The sequence below is a fragment of the Paenibacillus sp. 01L418 genome (genome assembly GCF_056400045.1).
The window spans coordinates 1-2,673 of the sequence record NZ_JBFTSN010000639.1 but is presented as its reverse complement, the minus strand read 5'-3'; the positions used below and the strand labels follow the sequence as shown (position 1 = coordinate 2,673).

The following is a 2,673-nucleotide window of genomic DNA, read 5'->3' as shown; positions in this document are numbered from 1 at the left end:
CAATTGGATGGCAAGGCGTTCCGTATTAATGGCAAATCCGTATTCCAACGGCTCGTTCTTGATCAAGGCTTTTATCCTGAAGGCATTTATACAGCACCCACTGACGATGATTTAAAACAAGATATTGAAATGTCGCTCGCACTTGGTTTTAACGGTGCAAGATTGCATGAGAAAATGTTCGAGCCTAGATTCCTATATTGGGCAGATAAGCTTGGATATTTGGTGTGGGGAGAGCATGCTAACTGGGGTCTCGATATATCAACAGCTGCCAGCCTTGCTCAATTTCTACCGGAATGGATTGAGGGTGTGGAACGAGACTTCAACCATCCAAGCTTGATCGGATGGTGCCCATTTAATGAAACTTGGGACTCATCGCGCGGTACTCGTCAAGATAATGATGTACTTCGCGTCGTTTATGAAACGACTAAAGCTATTGATCCAACGCGACCGGTCATCGACACAAGCGGCAACTTCCATGTTGTAACGGAYATTTTTGATGTTCACGATTATGATCAGAATCCTGTTACATTCAGGGAACGTTATCAGCCGTTTGCCGAGAAAGGCGAGGCGTGGGTCTCCTTCCCCGATAGACAAAGCTATAACGGCCAACCTTATTTCGTCAGTGAGTATGGCGGAATTTGGTGGAATCCCAAACAGTCCGATGAGAAAAGCTGGGGCTACGGGGATCGTCCACAAAGCGTCGAGCAATTTATTGAAAGATATGACGGCTTGACCAGTACTCTTCTTGAGAATCCTAATATGTTCGGGTTCTGTTATACACAGCTTTATGACGTGGAACAAGAAGTGAATGGACTTTATACTTACGATCGACAACCGAAGTTTGATGTTGAACGAATTAAAGCGATCAACAGCAAAAAAGCAGCTATCGAGGATTAGTGCTCATTAGTCTCAAACAAAAAATAGGCATGCTGCGATGGCAGCATGCCTGTTTTTATTGCTTTTCTACTTACAATTGACCTAATAACCCGCTCCATTATTGAACGCGATGTACGCCAACAATATCTAATGTTTGTCCATCGATCGTTATGTCTACTGATTTCGTTTTCACTGTGCCATTATTATAGTAAGCAGAGAATATGAATGTTAAGGTGCCTTTAGCAAGCTTTGTGAATGATGCATCCCAAAGTTCACCGTGCCAGCTGGTTTGCCCTGTGTTTAATGCGGTTAGAGACGTTTCGTAAGTACGCATACGCACCTCTACCCGATCCGCTTTTGTAGCCGTGCCTGTAATGGTTGTATCTGCCTCCAGTATAAATTTCTCTCCCGCCCAAAATACCGAATAACCGCGCGGCGAATTCTCATCTCCTGATTGTTTTAAATTAAAAGCCTTACGATGCTGATCCCATAGCTCCGTATGCCGTACATAACCATTGACATGTAGCGGCAGCACCTGCAACGTTTTGGTCACGCTAACCGGCTCAGCTATACCGTCGCTAACCGTAAGCTTCATGCTCCAAAGTCCTACCGTTGTTAACCTCAGTGAAGGCCCTTTTACCGGATAGTTTGGACCATTAACGGTATAGAAATAGCTGTTCTTCACGCCGAGCGGACTTGTCAGCTCATAAACAATCGTAAGCGTATTGCCATCAGCATCTGTCACATTCGATAGAAAAGTTGTCATGTCTCTTTCATATACAGGTTTGGGCGTCCAATCAAAGTCAGCCGTCGGAGGTCGATTGGTAACGAAATAAATATATTCATAATGCCCTTCATTGCCGGCAACGTCATAATCGATTACGGTAAGACGATATGCTTGTCCAAAAATCAACCCAACAACTTTGTATGATTGCTTAGAAAGTGCTAAAGGAATGCTGTATTCCGTTTTACCGTCACCATTTAAATCAATATTCGTCACACTGCCGTCCGCGTTCACTTTTTGCAAATAGAAGGTGCGAGCAGCATGTCCCGAGGAAGGCTCGGCATCATAGAAGGTATTGAACTGAACCGTTACGGCCGTAGGTTCAACAGTTAGCTGTTCATTCACATCTGCTGGTTTAACCGTATCGACAAAGAAAAAACCGTTGCTTGAATACGGTCCCCATAAATAGCTGTCGTTCGCTCTCGCTCTCCAGTAATGCAGCCCCTCAGCTAACGCAGGTGTTGTGTAATTAGCAGCAGCCAAAGCAGAGTTCGTGTCCACTACCATAACACCGCTCGATGCTTTGAACACCTCATAGTCTATCGCTTTAATGGGGTGGTTCTCTGGATCAATCGTAAACGCGTGCAGCTGTGGACGATTTGAGTTTGTATAAATAGGATTATTAGCATCAAGCCCGTTAAATGAAAGTAAATAGGTTTGCGGCGGGAGATCCAGCACAAAATATTTAATATTACTTAAATTAGACCATACCCCTGCTGAATAAACCTGCCCTTGCACCTTAACGAAGCGACCAGGAACGATGCTTTCCTCAAGCATAGGATACGTAAGTGCATTTCCTTCATGCTCAATATACAAGGCCGTTTCATTGTTATCGACATACGTTAGCATTAGTCGATATTGCTCTTGTGGATCGTTCTGAGCATCATAATATGTCCATCGAATCGTCGGTTCTTTTATCAGCACTGTTGGTGTTGTTGGGGTTGTTCCAGCTGGAACCGTAATGGTCATAACAGGCTTCGTTTGGTTAACTGGCGGTATTCCTTCTTTATAGA

The 2,673-nt window shown here is 44.2% G+C and carries 2 protein-coding genes; one reads left to right on the top strand and one right to left on the bottom strand.

What is annotated here, in order from left to right; genetic code table 11:
* On the top strand, positions 1–897 hold an 897-nt coding region (locus AC1DSE_RS34020; RefSeq protein ID WP_477528986.1), incomplete at its 5' end, for a glycoside hydrolase family 2 TIM barrel-domain containing protein.
* A 97-nt stretch (positions 898–994) separates the two neighbouring features.
* On the opposite strand, the gene AC1DSE_RS34015 is transcribed toward AC1DSE_RS34020, so the two are convergent.
* The coding region (locus AC1DSE_RS34015) for a hypothetical protein (RefSeq protein ID WP_477528985.1) at positions 995–2,673 on the bottom strand (1,679 nt) is incomplete at its 5' end.